Raw genomic sequence first — 13,501 nt, 5'->3', positions numbered from 1 at the left:
AAGGTGCACTTACGCCTATGAAGCCTTCTATCGTCGCTAAACTGGAAGCTCTGCACGAGCGCCATGAAGAAGTCCAGGCGCTGCTCGGGGATGCCGGGACCATTGCGGACCAGGAACGTTTTCGCGCACTCTCGCGTGAGTACGCGCAGTTAAGTGATGTTTCTAAATGCTTTACCGACTGGCGACAGGTTCAGGAAGACATCGAAACCGCGCAGATGATGCTCGACGATCCTGAAATGCGCGAGATGGCGCAGGAAGAGTTACAGGATGCGAAAGCGCGTTCTGAAGAGATGGAGCAACAGCTTCAGGTGCTGCTGCTGCCAAAAGATCCGGACGACGAGCGTAACGCGTTTGTGGAAGTCCGCGCCGGTACCGGCGGTGACGAAGCGGCGCTGTTTGCCGGGGATCTGTTCCGCATGTACAGCCGCTACGCTGAATCGCGTCGCTGGCGCGTGGAAATCATGAGCGCTAACGACGGCGAGCATGGTGGCTATAAAGAGGTTATCGCCAAGATCAGCGGCGACGGCGTGTATGGTCGTCTGAAGTTTGAATCTGGCGGTCATCGCGTGCAGCGCGTGCCTGCTACGGAATCTCAGGGGCGTATTCATACCTCTGCCTGTACAGTGGCGGTGATGCCAGAGCTGCCGGAAGCGGAACTGCCGGACATCAACCCGGCGGACCTGCGCATCGACACTTTCCGCTCCTCTGGTGCGGGCGGCCAGCACGTTAACACCACCGATTCCGCTATCCGTATTACTCACCTGCCAACCGGTATTGTGGTGGAGTGTCAGGACGAGCGTTCGCAGCATAAAAACAAAGCCAAAGCCTTGTCCGTGCTGGGTGCGCGTATCCACGCGGCCGAAATGGCGAAACGCCAGCAGGCGGAAGCATCGACGCGTCGTAACCTGCTGGGCAGCGGCGATCGCAGCGACCGTAACCGTACCTACAACTTCCCGCAGGGCCGCGTGACCGACCACCGCATTAACCTGACGCTTTACCGTCTGGACGAGGTGATGGAAGGGAAGCTGGATATGCTGATTGAGCCTATCGTGCAGGAATACCAGGCCGACCAGCTGGCGGCGCTGTCCGAGCAGGAATAATGGATTTTCAGCGCTGGTTACGTGAGGCCGCCGGTGAGCTTTCCGCAAGCGAAAGCCCAAAACGCGACGCCGAAATTTTGCTGGAGCATGTAACGGGTAAAGCCCGTACGTATCTGCTGGCATTCGGTGAGACGCCATTGACCGCTGAGCAGCAAGCGCAGCTCGCTACGCTGCTTGCCCGCCGTAAAAACGGTGAGCCGGTGGCGCATCTTGTCGGTGAACGTGAGTTCTGGTCGCTCCCGCTTTATGTCTCAGCGGCAACGCTGATTCCACGCCCGGATACCGAATGTCTGGTGGAGCAGGCGCTGGCGCGTTTGCCGGCTGCGGCCAGCCGCATTCTCGATCTCGGAACAGGAACGGGTGCTATCGCGCTGGCGCTTGCCAGCGAGCGTCCGGATTGCGATGTGACAGCAGTGGATGTGATGCCTGACGCGGTGACCTTGGCGCAGCGTAACGTGGCGCGTCTTGGGCTGACTAACGTGACCGTGCTGCAAAGCAGCTGGTTTAGCGCGCTGGAGACTCGCTCGTTCGAGATGATCGTCAGTAACCCGCCGTATATTGACGAACACGACCCGCACCTTGCGCAGGGCGATGTTCGTTTCGAGCCATTGACGGCGCTGGTTGCGGCTAACGCAGGGTTAGCCGATCTTGATCACATAGTGACAACGTCACGGCAACATTTACTTCCCGGCGGCTGGCTGCTGGTGGAACATGGCTGGACGCAGGGGGAAGCCGTACGTGCGCTGTTTACGCAAGCGGGTTATACCGCAGTGGAAACCTGCCGCGACTACGGCGGTAATGAACGGTTGACGCTAGGCCAGTGGGCGTGAAGCAAGGCTATCTGCCATTTACTGATAAAGGCGTAAGGCTGACTGAAAGGCGGTTTGGCGTTATCATCTACATTGTTTTGAGTTTTATCGCGCCCGGGGGTAGCTGTACGTTCGGGCGTTACTGGGGTAAGTCATGAAGTCCTTAGCCGATTTCGAATTTAATAAAGTGCCGCTTTGCGATGGCATGATCCTGATTTCGGAGATGATACGCGACGATTTTACGTCGCAGTACGTTTACGATGAACTGGAGAATCTGGTCAGCCTGGCGCGTGAAGAGATCAATCAGGCGCGCCCGCAGGACTGGCAATTAGAGAAGCTGCTTGAGCTTTTCTACGGCGAATGGGGTTTCTGCGACACGCGTGGCGTGTATCGCCTGTCTGACGCATTATGGCTGGACCAGGTCTTAAAAAACCGTCAGGGCAGCGCCGTTGCGCTGGGCTCTATTTTGCTGTGGGTCGCGCACCGTCTTGATATTCCACTGGTGCCGGTCATTTTCCCGACGCAGATGATCCTGCGGGCGGAGTGGCTGGACGGCGAGATGTGGCTCATTAATCCGTTTAACGGCGATACGCTGGATGAGCATACGCTGGACGTCTGGCTGAAAGGCAACATCAGCCCGGTCGCCGAGCTCTTTAACGAAGATCTCGACGAGGCCGATAACGCCGAAGTAATCCGCAAGCTGCTGGATACGCTGAAATCAGCGCTGATGGAAGAGCGTCAGATGGAGCTGGCCTTGCGTGCCAGCGAAGTGCTGCTGCAGTTTAATCCGGAAGATCCCTACGAAATTCGCGACCGCGGGCTTATCTATGCCCAGCTCGACTGCGAACACGTTGCGCTGAACGATCTGAGCTATTTCGTTGAGCAGTGCCCGGAAGATCCGATTAGCGAAATGATTCGCGCGCAGATCAACGCGATCTCGCACAAACAAATTACACTGCATTAATCTTAATTCCGATTCACACCTGAATAAGGCGATCCTATGAAACAAAAAGTGGTTAGCATTGGTGATATCAAGGTAGCAAACGACCTGCCGTTCGTGCTGTTTGGCGGTATGAACGTGCTGGAATCCCGCGATCTCGCCATGCGTATCTGCGAGCACTACGTGACCGTGACCCAGAAGCTGGGCATCCCGTACGTGTTTAAGGCCTCTTTTGACAAAGCCAACCGCTCCTCCATTCACTCTTACCGTGGCCCGGGCCTGGAAGAGGGCATGAAGATTTTCCAGGAGCTGAAACAGACGTTTGGCGTGAAAGTGATCACCGACGTGCATGAGTCCTGGCAGGCACAGCCTGTAGCGGACGTGGTAGACGTGATCCAGCTTCCGGCATTCCTGGCCCGTCAGACGGACCTGGTGGAAGCGATGGCGAAAACCGGCGCGGTCATCAACGTGAAAAAACCACAGTTCGTGAGCCCTGGCCAGATGGGGAACATTGTCGACAAGTTTATCGAAGGCGGCAATGACAAGGTTATCCTGTGCGACCGTGGTGCAAACTTCGGTTATGACAACCTGGTCGTGGATATGCTGGGCTTCAGCGTGATGAAGAACGTCTCTAACCAGTCTCCGGTGATCTTCGACGTGACTCACGCCCTGCAGTGCCGTGACCCGTTTGGTGCCGCGTCTGGCGGTCGTCGCGCGCAGGTAACCGAGCTGGCGCGCGCCGGTATGGCAACGGGTCTGGCGGGTCTGTTCATTGAAGCGCACCCGGATCCGGCTAACGCGAAATGCGATGGTCCTTCCGCACTGCCGCTGGATAAGCTGGAGCCGTTCCTGAAGCAGATCAAAGCGATTGACGATCTGGTGAAGAACTTCGACGAGCTGGATACCAGCAACTAATAAAAAAACCCGCTTCGGCGGGTTTTTTTATAGGACATATTGTCGGGTGGCGCTGCGCTTACCCGGCCTACAAAACCTGTAGGCACTGCAAGCGAAGCGCCGCTGGGCAAAGAGGCTAGGCAAATATCGTCATCAGGTACGCCACAAACAGCGCCATATGTGCCGCGCCGTTCAGCACGTTGGTGCGTCCGGTGGAGAAGGAGATCTGGCACAGCAGCAGCGAGGCCACCATCACAATCATCTCCGGCGCGCCCAGCGCAAACTGCAGTTCGTTCCCCGTCATAAAGGCAATCAGCGTCACCACCGGTACGGTGAGTGATATGGTCGCCAGCACGGAGCCGAAGAACAGGTTCATTGCACGCTGCACCTGATTGTTCAACACCGCTTTCAGCGCCCCCAGTCCTTCAGGGGACAGGATCAGCAGCGCCACCAGGAAACCGGTAAAGGCCACCGGGGCGTTCAGCTCGGTCAACAGCGTCTCCAGCGGGTTGGCATTCATTTTGGTGACCGCAATGACCGCAATCAGATGCACGATCAGCCAAACCGTGTGCCACACGCTGCTGTGTGCAGACGGCTTACCGTGGTGCGGGTCATCGTCGTCGCCGTCATCTTCATGTTCGTATACAAACAGGCTCTGGTGCGTTTTGGTCTGAATCAGCAGGAACACGCCGTACATGGCTGCGGAAATCAGCGCGACCAGCAGCGCCTGACCGGTGGAGAAGTTTGCGCCTGGCAGCGCCATCGGGAAGACCAGCACGATAATTGCCAGCGGGAAGAGGGCAATCAGGTACTGTTTAATGCCAAACAGGTTCATGTACTGGGTCGCAAATTTACGTCCGCCCAGTAACAGCGAGAAGCCCACCAGGCCGCCTGTCACAATCATAATGATGGAGTAGAGGGTATCGCGCATCAGCGTCGGGGCAGCATCGCCGGTCGCCATAAGCGCGGAAATCAGGCTGACTTCGAGAATAACAACGGAAAGACTGAGAATTAACGAACCGTACGGCTCGCCCAGACGGTGGGCTAATACGTCCGCATGGCGAACGACGCTAAATGCGCTGGTTAAAATACCGACCAGGGCAAGAATATTGATACCAACCACCACTGGCAGTGACTGACTGCTTCCCCAGAAGAGCAGCACAGCCAGTGCCAGAACCGGGAAAATGAGTGACGTCTCCTTGTGGCGGGTCTTTACCGCCTCGTGTGTTGCTGTCATGTGCTTCTCCATCAATGCAGGTGCTTGTAATTATAGATAGATTTTAAGGAGATTAAATTAACAGAAATCTGTTAAATACCTTCTATTTTTTACTTAATTTTACCTTTTGTAATGCTTTTCATCTTTGATGTCTATAATGCCATATCTCTCATAAATAAACATTAAATAACAACGAATTATAATTTTAATTTACTCATTAATTATTGTTGGGTGGCACCATGGCATATCGTCGTCCACACTTATCTCTTTACCGAAAAGAGAGATTAGTGATGCCCTACAAAACGAAACGCGAATTACCTGATAACGTGAAAAATGTCCTGCCTGAACACGCGCAGGATATCTACAAGGAAGCGTTTAACAGTGCCTGGGATCAGTACAAAGATAAAGACGATCGCCGGGATGATGCCAGCCGGGAAGAGACGGCGCATAAGGTCGCCTGGGCCGCAGTTAAACATGACTACGAGAAAGGAGACGATGATAAATGGCATAAAAAGAAATAGCCGTGAAATAATTCGCTGCCTTCATTTTGACTTTTCAGGCGGTTGAACTTCCGTTGTATTGCAACTGGTCCGCTAATTGCTTATCGTTATTTCACTGCTGGCAAAATGACCAGAGAAAAAAATGCCGGGAAGGCGCATTACAGATGTCGCAAGGAAGCATGCAGTGGCGGAGGTGTAAAGTGTTAACGCGTGATTTCTTAATGAAGGCAGATTGTAAGACGGCATTTGGTGCTATTGAGGAATCGCTTCTCTGGTCAGCTGAACAACGTGCGGCGTCGCTTGCTGCCACGCTTGCCTGCCGCCCGGATGATGGCCCGGTATGGATTTTTGGCTACGGTTCGCTGATGTGGAACCCGGCACTGGAATTTGTCGAATCGGCAACGGGAACGCTGCCTGGCTGGCACCGCGCATTTTGTCTGCGCCTGACGGCCGGACGCGGCAGTGCGTGTCAGCCTGGTCGCATGCTTGCACTGAAAGAGGGCGGACGCACCACGGGCGTGGCGTATCGCCTCCCGGATGCCACGCTCGAAGAGGAGCTGACGCTGCTCTGGAAGCGCGAGATGATCACCGGCTGCTATATGCCGAGCTGGTGCAAGCTGGAGCTTGACGATGGACGTACCGTCAATGCGCTGGTGTTTATTATGGATCCACGCCATCCGCTGTATGAAGCGGATACCCGCACGCAGGTCATCGCCCCGTTAATTGCCGCCGCCAGCGGGCCGCTGGGCACCAACGCGCAGTATCTCTTCTCCCTCGATCAGGAGCTGACCCGCCTCGGTATGAAGGACGATTGTCTGAATGAGCTGGTGGTAAAGGTGAGGGCGCTGCTGGAAGGGAACCCTGTCAACAGTACGCTGCGACCGGGTTTTGCCTGATAATACGCCCGGCTGGCCGGGCGTTTACTCTTATGCTGCCACGTAGCTGACGGAATGCTCCAGCGACTGACTGTGGCTGTCGATCAGCACATCCCATGTGCCGGTATACGGCACGGTAAGCCACGCTTTATCATCCTGCACGGTCAGAATATCCGCCTGGGATTGCTTTTGCGCTTTTGAACTCATGAGATGTATGCGGCAGCGTTCTGAGCAACGCACCACTACCGTATCCCCGCCGAACAGTTTCAAACTTGTTTTTACCCGTGCCATTTTTTACCCCGTAGTCTTAAACAACGCTCTCCCTGCAGCCATATCCGAGCGTGATGTTGTTCACAATTCACTCGTTGCATAACACCAAAGGGGGAGAGTCGGGATGCTGATTTTGATCAAAAAATGGCATAACGATTAAACAAAAATGACAAAATTCCTCAAAAGTTAGGCTGGCGCGCGTTTTACCCGCGAAACGCGCGCCGGGGGAACATTAAATGCGGAAATGGCCGGCCGTTTCAGCAAGGTCGCCCGCCTGGCTCTGCAGGGCTCCCGCGGCGGCGGCGGACTGCACCACCAGCTCGGCGTTCTGCTGCACCATTCTGTCGAGATGGGTCACCGCATGGTTAATCTCATGGATGCCTTTCATCTGTTCGCTGGTGGCGATGGAGATTTCGCGCATGATACCGGAGACGCTGCCGATGCTGGAGCGGATCTCATCCATGCTTTCACCGGCCAGATGCACATAGCGCGAACCAGTCGCCACGCTATCGGTGGTGGAATCAATCAGGGATTTGATCTCTTTCGCCGCCTGGGCGCTACGACTGGCGAGGTTACGCACCTCCCCGGCTACCACGGCAAATCCGCGGCCCTGCTCACCGGCACGCGCCGCCTCGACGGAGGCGTTCAGCGCCAGAATGTTGGTCTGGAAGGCGATACCGTCGATGACGCTGGTGATATCACCAATTTTTGCGGACGCCACTTCGATGGACTGCATCGTGCTGATGGCCTGAGAAACCACTTCACCACCGCGCGCGGCAGCCGCAGAGGCTTTGCTTGCCTGATCGTTCGCTTCCGCTGCCGATTCATTCGATTGCGTGACGGAGGCGGTGATCTGCTCCACCGCGCTGGCGGTCTCGCGAAGGCTGGACGCCGCCTGCTCGGTACGCCCGGAAAGATCCTGGTTGCCAGCCGCAATTTCCTGCGCGGCATTTTTCACCGACGCGCTGGCGTCACGGAGTTGTACCATCACGACGGAAAGCTTGTCGCTGAAGGCATTAAAGGCCTGCGCAATTTGCGCCACTTCATCATTGCCGCTGTCCGGCAAACGCTGGGACAGATCGTTGGTCCCGTTGGCAATGTTATGCATCGCATCACGAATGTCAGACAAGCGTTTCAGCAGACGGGCAATCAGGACGTGAACAATGGCGCCGCTCAGGAGTGCCAGGATCACCAGCGAAATCGCCGACGCTTTCAGCAGGGAACGCATGCCGGAGGTGGCATCGCTGTTGTCGAGCGCGACGACCAGCAGCCAGTTTGTGCCCGGCACGGCTGAGGCAATGAAGGTTTTGTCTACATCATTCAGGGTTCCGTCGACCGGATTACCGCGCTTCAGCGCCGCAAAGTCGATCCCTTTGATCGTCTCGGCAAACGGCTTCAGGGTCAAAGCCGGATCGTTGGCGGCAATCACGGTACCGTCACTGTTCAGGAGCAGCCCGCTGCTGGCGGGTGTTGGGTGGATGCCGCGCACGTTTGCCACGACGCTATCCATGGCGACATCGCCCGCCACCACCGCTTTCAGGACGCCATTTTCTTTCACCGGTACAGCAAACGTCACCACCAGCTTTCCGGTACCGGCATCAACATAGGGTGCCGTCACTACCGGGCCGTCCGTGCTCACCACCTGCTGATACCAGGGACGAATGGTCGGATCATAATCCGCCGGGACACCCGCAGGTTCAGAAAACTTCGCCGTCTTGCTCGCATAACCCACATAGACGTTAGTGAATCCCCCCGCCTGCGCCAGTTGTTTAAACACCGGAACCGGGTCGTCAGCCAGCGCGACGCTTTGTGCGGAGGTAATCACCGTCATTTTGCTTTTGGCCCAGTCGGCAATCGCCATGTTGTGGCTGGCGCTGGTACTGGTCAATATATCGCGCTGTGACTGCTGGTTATCCTGGCGCGTGACCTGGAAGTTAATAACGGTATTGAGAAGAAGGGCGACGACAAGGCAACCTGTCGTCGTGGCGATAATACGTGCGCGAATCGATCTGAACATAAGTGAAATACCTGCTGTGTTGTTTCCATGCCTATCGGCAACCCCGCAGGTAAACTTGATGCTGAAACCGCGTCCATAAGAAAATAATATTTTTACGGGATTATTATTAAAAAGTTAATACTTTATCTGCGGTCAGCGTCCATTCGGCCAGCTCAACCAGCGTCCCGATTTCTACGCCCTCTATCAGCGGCAGAGTGGTAATCCCGCGTCCGTCGGTACAGGTCTTGCACAGTTTCACCGGCACATTTTGCGCGGTCAGGATCTCCAGCATCTGCTGAATGTTATAGCCTTCTGCCGGCTTTTGGCCCTTCAGCCCGGCGGTGACAGCATCCGACATTAAAAAAATCTGTAATGCCAGGTCGCTCTCTTTTTCACGTAACGTAATGGCCAGACGCAGGCTGTTAAAAAGAGATTCGCTGCCGTAGGCCGCCCCGTTGGCGACGATCACAATCTTCTGCATGTTGACTCCTGTTCTTATAAAGGCACGAATATTGCTTAATTCTCCGGAGTTTCGCTGTCCGGGAGAGTAAGCATGACATTAATGGCTGGCATTTCGCCAGGTGCAACCGAATGGCTTCAGCGCGCGAGGCTGATGCGCCGGGAGCAGCTCAGCAAGCTGGCAGAGCTGAACGTGCTGGTGCACGGCATTAGCCAACTGGTACATATGCTACAGTGCGAGCGCGGGGCATCCAACGTCTGGCTCTGTTCACAGGGTAAGCTCTACGCGCCTGAATGCAAAGCCAGCCGGGCACTGGTAGACGAAAATCTTGCTGCGCTGAATACGATACTTGGCAAGCAGTCCCTCCTCCCGGGGAGCGCCGTCTGCGAACGTATCGGTAATGCACTGCATACGCTGGACACACTTCCCGCGCTGCGTGACGGGGTAAGTCAACAAACCCTGACGGCCCCGCAGGCCATGGAACATTACTCCCGCATGCTTCGCCATCTGCTCAGTATCGTGCCGCAACTCAATGACAGCATTGACGATCCGCAAATCGCGGGCCGGTGTGTCGCCCTTTACAGCCTGATGCAGGGGAAAGAGCTGGCGGGACAAGAGCGGGCCCTGGGGGCGATAGGCTTCACGCAGGGTTTTTTTGATGACGTTACCCGCCAGAGACTGGTAGATCGCATTGACGGGCAGCAAGCCTGCTTTGAGATCTTCCTCTCCCACAGTCAGGCTGACGTTCAGGCCACTTTCTCCCTCAACTGCCAGCCCGACCGTGAGACGGAGCAACTCCGGCGCGTGGCCTGTACCCGCCAGCCTGCCGCGGATAATGGCCATACCGCGCTGGCGTGGTTTGCGCTGCAGACGGCGCGGCTGGAGCATCTGCGCGCGCTGGAGGAGACAATCATCGCCGATCTGATGGTCGCGGTGGATGAGCGGATTCAGCGTGACGAGGTCTATCCCCATCCCGCAGATGAACTAGAGGACCCGCTGGCGCATTACCCGGATAAACCCCTGCTGCCTCTGGTTCGCCAGCAGGCGCGCGAGATTGAGCAACTCTCCCGTCAGCTTGCGTCGCTGCGCGATACGCTTGAGGAGCGAAAAACCATTGATAAAGCAAAAAGCGTGCTGATGACCCACCAGAATATGAGTGAGGAGCAGGCTTGGACAACGCTGCGCAAAATGGCGATGGACAAGAATCAGCGCATGGTGGATATCGCCCGGGCGCTGCTTACGGTGAAAAGCGTGTGGCAGATAACCCCAAAGGAGTAGCTGCACAATCAGTGGGCATGTTGTGCCTGATTGGGGTGCGTAATGGCGAGCAAAACCCGGCTGTCGGCCCTGAAACAGGGTGTTCAAACCTGGCATTGACTTTGCATCATTGAATTAACCATTTTTGACGGTGCGCCAACGGCGGTGCATCAGTCTTCGGGATAAAGGCGTCCAGCGGTGCTTCGGCACTGTGGGCGCTTTTTTTTGGCTTTTTTTCAGGAGTGGTCATGGCGGATTTGTCGAGACGACGGTTTTTGCAGGCCAGCATGCTGGCGAGTGGCGCAGTGTTATTACCGGGTGTCATGCAGGCTGCCTGGGCGGCAGGCTCGGATAAACCGGAGCAGGAGACGGTACGTATCGGGTTTATCCCGCTGACCGACTGTGCGCCGGTGGTTATCGCAGCCCTGAAAGGCTTTGATAAAAAATACGGTATCACCATCGTCCCCACCAAAGAGGCGAGCTGGGCAGCGGTACGCGACAAGCTGGTGGCGGGGGAGCTGGACGCCGCGCACATTCTTTACGGTCTGCTGTACGGGCTTGAACTGGGTATTGCAGGCAAGCCGCAGCAGATGGCAAACCTGATGACGCTTAACCAGAACGGTCAGGCCATTACGCTCTCCAGCGATCTGGCGGAGAAGGGGGTTCGCGATCTTGACGGGCTGAAAACGCTGGTCGGGCAGCAGGCGCCTGGCACTTACACTTTCGCGCACACCTTCCCGACTGGAACGCACGCCATGTGGCTTTACTACTGGCTGGCGAGCGCAGGCATTAACCCCTTCGATGACGTGCGCACAGTGGTGGTGCCGCCGCCGCAGATGGTGATGAACATGCGCATTGGCAACATGGTGGGCTTTTGCGTCGGTGAGCCGTGGAACGCGAGGGCGATTAACGACCGCATTGGCTTCACCGCTGCCACGTCGCAGTCCATCTGGGCGGATCATCCTGAAAAAATTCTCGGCACGCGTCGCGACTGGGTGGAGAAAAATCCGCACACCGCCCGGGCGCTGGTGAGTGCCGTGATGGAAGCCGCGCGCTGGATTGAGGCGTCCCCGGAAAACAAACGTGAAACCGCGCAGATCCTCTCGCGCCGGGCGTGGCTCAACTGCAAAGAACAGTATCTCACCGGGCGAATGCTCGGGGAATACGACAACGGCCTGGGGCAGCGCTGGCAGGACGCACACCCGATCCGTTTCTTCAACGAGGGTGCCGTCAGTTATCCGTATCTCTCTGACGGCATGTGGTTCTTAACCCAGTTCCGCCGCTGGGGCTTGCTTAAAACCGCGCCGGATTACGTGGGTATTGCGCAGCGCATTAACCAGACCGCGGTCTGGCAGGATGCTGCCACCGCCGTCGGCGGACTCTCCACTCCCTCATCACCGTATCGCAGCAGCACGCTGATGGACGGTACCGTCTGGAGCGGAACCGATCCGGAAGGGTACGCCAACCGTTTTGCCATTCACCGTAAAGGGGCCTGATTATGCCGCATCTGCAAAACACAAAACCACAAGAGAAGCCTGAGAGCGGGGAGGTGATTGTCCTGCCACCGTTACAGGTTCGTCGTCGTACGCCTGCGTTGGCGCGTCGAATGAATGATGTTTTACAGCGCGTCATTCCGGCGTTTCTGGGGCTGGGGCTGCTGGTGGTGCTCTGGCAACTGGCGGCGATAAACAGCAAAGGCTTCCCGACGCCGCTCAGCACGCTCGACTCGGCCATAACCCTGTTCGCCGATCCGTTTTATCGCGACGGGCCAAACGATATGGGCATAGGCTGGAACGTGCTTGCGTCACTGCAGCGCGTCGCCATCGGCTTTGGTCTGGCAGCGCTGGCGGGGATTCCGCTGGGCTTTCTGATTGGCCGCTTCACCTTTTTCTCGCGCATGTTCAACCCGCTAATTGCCCTCCTGCGGCCGGTTAGCCCGCTGGCCTGGCTGCCCATCGGCCTGCTGCTGTTCCAGAAAGCGGAGCCAGCATCAAGCTGGACCATATTTATCTGCTCCATCTGGCCGATGGTCATCAACACCGCGGAAGGGGTGCGCCGTATTCCACAGGACTACCTCAACGTCGCCCGGGTACTGCAACTCTCTGAGTGGACCATCATGCGCCGCATTCTCTTTCCTGCCGTGCTGCCTGCGGTGCTGACCGGGGTACGCCTCTCCATCGGTATTGCCTGGCTGGTGATTGTCGCCGCCGAGATGCTCACCGGAGGCTTAGGCATCGGCTTCTGGATCTGGAACGAGTGGAACAACCTCAACGTCGAAAACATTCTCATCGCCATCGTCATTATTGGCGTGGTCGGGTTGCTGCTGGAGCAGGGGCTGATGCTGATTGCCCGTCGCTTTAGCTGGCAGGAAAAATAAGGAGCGAAGATGAAACCATTAATTCAGGTCCAGGGCGTGAGCCAGCGCTTTTCTACTGCCAGCGGCGAGTTTCTGGCGCTGCAAAACGTTTCGTTTGATATTCACGAGGGCGAAACCGTCAGTTTGATCGGCCACTCCGGCTGCGGCAAATCGACGCTGCTGAACCTTATTGCCGGCATTACGCTGCCGACGGAAGGTGGGCTTATCTGCGACAACCGCGAAATTGCCGGGCCGGGTCCCGAGCGCGCGGTGGTGTTTCAGAACCATTCCCTGCTGCCATGGCTCACCTGCTTTGACAACGTCGCCCTGGCGGTGGATCAGGTGTTCCGTCACACCATGAGCAAGTCTGAGCGTAAAGCGTGGATCGAGCACAACCTCGACCGCGTGCAGATGGGGCATGCCTTGCATAAGCGCCCGGGGGAGATCTCCGGCGGCATGAAGCAGCGCGTGGGCATCGCCCGCGCGCTGGCGATGAAGCCAAAAGTGCTGCTGATGGATGAACCGTTCGGCGCGCTGGATGCGCTGACGCGAGCCCATCTGCAGGACTCGGTGATGCAGATCCAGCAGGCATTGAACACCACTATCGTGCTGATTACCCACGACGTAGATGAGGCAGTGCTGCTTTCCGATCGCGTGCTGATGATGACCAACGGCCCGGCGGCGACCGTCGGAGAGATCCTGCGCGTTGATCTGCCGCGTCCGCGCAACCGGGTTCAGCTGGCGGACGACAGCCGCTACCACCACATGCGTCAGCAGATCCTCCATTTCCTCTACGAAAAACAGCCGAAAGCGGCGTAACGAGGGGGC

Annotated in this window: 15 protein-coding genes and 1 pseudogene; 11 read left to right on the top strand and 5 right to left on the bottom strand. The window is 56.8% G+C overall.

Annotation, left to right across the window (positions count from 1 at the left end; genetic code table 11):
- Positions 1 to 17: 17 nt before the first annotated feature.
- From prfA to kdsA, 5 genes and pseudogenes are all read left to right on the top strand, one after another.
- Positions 18 to 1,100 (top strand): peptide chain release factor 1, encoded by a 1,083-nt coding sequence (gene prfA / locus BFV64_RS13090; protein WP_014884195.1) that lies wholly within the window; start codon positions 18 to 20, stop codon positions 1,098 to 1,100.
- Positions 1,100 to 1,930 (top strand): peptide chain release factor N(5)-glutamine methyltransferase, encoded by an 831-nt coding sequence (gene prmC / locus BFV64_RS13085; RefSeq protein ID WP_014884194.1) that lies wholly within the window; start codon positions 1,100 to 1,102, stop codon positions 1,928 to 1,930. The genes prfA and prmC overlap by 1 nt, the downstream gene beginning before the upstream one ends.
- A gap of 8 nt (positions 1,931 to 1,938) precedes the next feature.
- Positions 1,939 to 2,028 (top strand): annotated as a pseudogene (locus tag BFV64_RS25920) (siroheme synthase); the annotation flags it as partial.
- A 35-nt stretch (positions 2,029 to 2,063) separates the two neighbouring features.
- Positions 2,064 to 2,873, top strand: a complete 810-nt coding sequence (gene sirB1, locus BFV64_RS13080; RefSeq protein ID WP_008499515.1) for an invasion regulator SirB1 — start codon at positions 2,064 to 2,066, stop codon at positions 2,871 to 2,873.
- 36 nt (positions 2,874 to 2,909) lie between these two features.
- A complete protein-coding gene (gene kdsA, locus BFV64_RS13075; RefSeq protein ID WP_014884193.1) occupies positions 2,910 to 3,764 on the top strand; it encodes a 3-deoxy-8-phosphooctulonate synthase in 855 nt (284 codons plus the stop codon).
- 115 nt (positions 3,765 to 3,879) lie between these two features.
- On the opposite strand, the gene chaA is transcribed toward kdsA, so the two are convergent.
- Positions 3,880 to 4,980, bottom strand: a complete 1,101-nt coding sequence (gene chaA / locus BFV64_RS13070) for a sodium-potassium/proton antiporter ChaA (protein WP_014884192.1) — start codon at positions 4,978 to 4,980, stop codon at positions 3,880 to 3,882.
- Positions 4,981 to 5,249: 269 nt separating this feature from the next.
- Here chaA and chaB point away from each other — a divergent pair, with 269 nt between their 5' ends.
- Positions 5,250 to 5,480: a putative cation transport regulator ChaB gene (chaB, locus tag BFV64_RS13065; protein WP_014884191.1), complete on the top strand. Its 231-nt coding sequence runs from the start codon at positions 5,250 to 5,252 to the stop codon at positions 5,478 to 5,480.
- Positions 5,481 to 5,659: 179 nt separating this feature from the next.
- Positions 5,660 to 6,355, top strand: a complete 696-nt coding sequence (locus BFV64_RS13060) for a gamma-glutamylcyclotransferase (RefSeq protein ID WP_023330588.1) — start codon at positions 5,660 to 5,662, stop codon at positions 6,353 to 6,355.
- A 30-nt stretch (positions 6,356 to 6,385) separates the two neighbouring features.
- Here BFV64_RS13060 and BFV64_RS13055 read toward each other — a convergent pair whose 3' ends face one another.
- The 3 genes from BFV64_RS13055 to BFV64_RS13045 all read right to left on the bottom strand — a co-directional run bounded on the left by BFV64_RS13055 (position 6,386) and on the right by BFV64_RS13045 (position 9,081).
- A complete protein-coding gene (locus BFV64_RS13055) occupies positions 6,386 to 6,625 on the bottom strand; it encodes a DUF1883 domain-containing protein (protein WP_045135486.1) in 240 nt (79 codons plus the stop codon).
- A gap of 211 nt (positions 6,626 to 6,836) precedes the next feature.
- Positions 6,837 to 8,621 (bottom strand): methyl-accepting chemotaxis protein, encoded by a 1,785-nt coding sequence (locus BFV64_RS13050; protein WP_014884188.1) that lies wholly within the window; start codon positions 8,619 to 8,621, stop codon positions 6,837 to 6,839.
- A gap of 106 nt (positions 8,622 to 8,727) precedes the next feature.
- On the bottom strand, positions 8,728 to 9,081 hold the full coding sequence (locus tag BFV64_RS13045; RefSeq protein ID WP_059373523.1) for a DsrE/DsrF/TusD sulfur relay family protein: 354 nt from the start codon (positions 9,079 to 9,081) through the stop codon (positions 8,728 to 8,730).
- Positions 9,082 to 9,153: 72 nt separating this feature from the next.
- Between BFV64_RS13045 and nasR the strand changes: the two genes are divergently transcribed.
- A complete protein-coding gene (gene nasR / locus BFV64_RS13040) occupies positions 9,154 to 10,338 on the top strand; it encodes a nitrate regulatory protein NasR (protein ID WP_059373521.1) in 1,185 nt (394 codons plus the stop codon).
- 106 nt (positions 10,339 to 10,444) lie between these two features.
- Here the strand turns inward: nasR and BFV64_RS26020 are convergent, their stop codons facing one another.
- Positions 10,445 to 10,567, bottom strand: coding sequence for a hypothetical protein (locus BFV64_RS26020; protein WP_255343926.1), 123 nt, complete (start codon positions 10,565 to 10,567; stop codon positions 10,445 to 10,447).
- Here BFV64_RS26020 and BFV64_RS13035 point away from each other — a divergent pair.
- From BFV64_RS13035 to BFV64_RS13025, 3 genes are read left to right on the top strand one after another with little or no spacing between them, the layout of a single operon-like run.
- A complete protein-coding gene (locus BFV64_RS13035; RefSeq protein WP_059373518.1) occupies positions 10,566 to 11,813 on the top strand; it encodes a CmpA/NrtA family ABC transporter substrate-binding protein in 1,248 nt (415 codons plus the stop codon). The two genes, BFV64_RS26020 and BFV64_RS13035, sit on opposite strands and share 2 nt — an antisense overlap.
- A 2-nt stretch (positions 11,814 to 11,815) precedes the next feature.
- On the top strand, positions 11,816 to 12,694 hold the full coding sequence (gene ntrB, locus BFV64_RS13030) for a nitrate ABC transporter permease (protein WP_014884183.1): 879 nt from the start codon (positions 11,816 to 11,818) through the stop codon (positions 12,692 to 12,694).
- 9 nt (positions 12,695 to 12,703) lie between these two features.
- Complete coding sequence (locus tag BFV64_RS13025) at positions 12,704 to 13,492, top strand: ABC transporter ATP-binding protein (RefSeq protein ID WP_014884182.1); 789 nt, start codon at positions 12,704 to 12,706, stop codon at positions 13,490 to 13,492.
- The last annotated feature ends 9 nt before the right edge of the window (positions 13,493 to 13,501 follow it).

This window comes from Enterobacter kobei (genome assembly GCF_001729765.1).
GTDB classification, from domain to species: Bacteria; Pseudomonadota; Gammaproteobacteria; order Enterobacterales; family Enterobacteriaceae; genus Enterobacter; species Enterobacter kobei.
The sequence above is the reverse complement of the archived record's forward strand: the minus strand, read 5'-3'. Positions and strand labels throughout refer to the sequence as shown.